Source organism: Helicobacter monodelphidis (assembly GCF_003288845.1).
In the GTDB taxonomy this organism is placed as follows: domain Bacteria; phylum Campylobacterota; class Campylobacteria; order Campylobacterales; family Helicobacteraceae; genus NHYN01.
Genome location: NZ_NHYN01000115.1, coordinates 1 through 362 on the forward strand (window position 1 = coordinate 1; position 362 = coordinate 362).

1 protein-coding gene is annotated in these 362 nt (G+C 40.9%); it reads right to left on the reverse strand.

Translation table 11 applies throughout. From position 1 onward, the window contains the following. Positions 1-47: 47 nt before the first annotated feature. On the reverse strand, positions 48-362 hold a 315-nt coding region (locus CCZ01_RS10135), incomplete at its 5' end, for a flagellin (RefSeq protein WP_258437191.1).

Consider the following 362-nt stretch of genomic DNA (forward strand, 5'->3'; position numbering starts at 1 on the left):
AGCCCCCCAAGAGGGGAGCCTAAGGCTTAAAACAATTCTTAAGAAGACTACTGGAGTAATCTTAAGATATTTTGTTGTGTTGCATTCGCTTGACTCATCGCATAGTTACCTGCTTGAGCAAGAATGTTCAACTTGCTATAAGTTGAGCTTTCTTCAGCAAAGTCTGTTTCACGAATGTTAGACTCAGCAGCTTTTACATTCACTTGAGTGATTGTAATGTTGTTGAGCGTACTTTGCATTTGTTGTTGAGCAGAACCTAAGTCTGCACGAACAGAATCAAGTTGTCTAATCGCAGATTCAGCAATATTCATCACCGCCATTGCACCAAAGAGTGTTGTTACACCAGCAGTGATACCATTTGC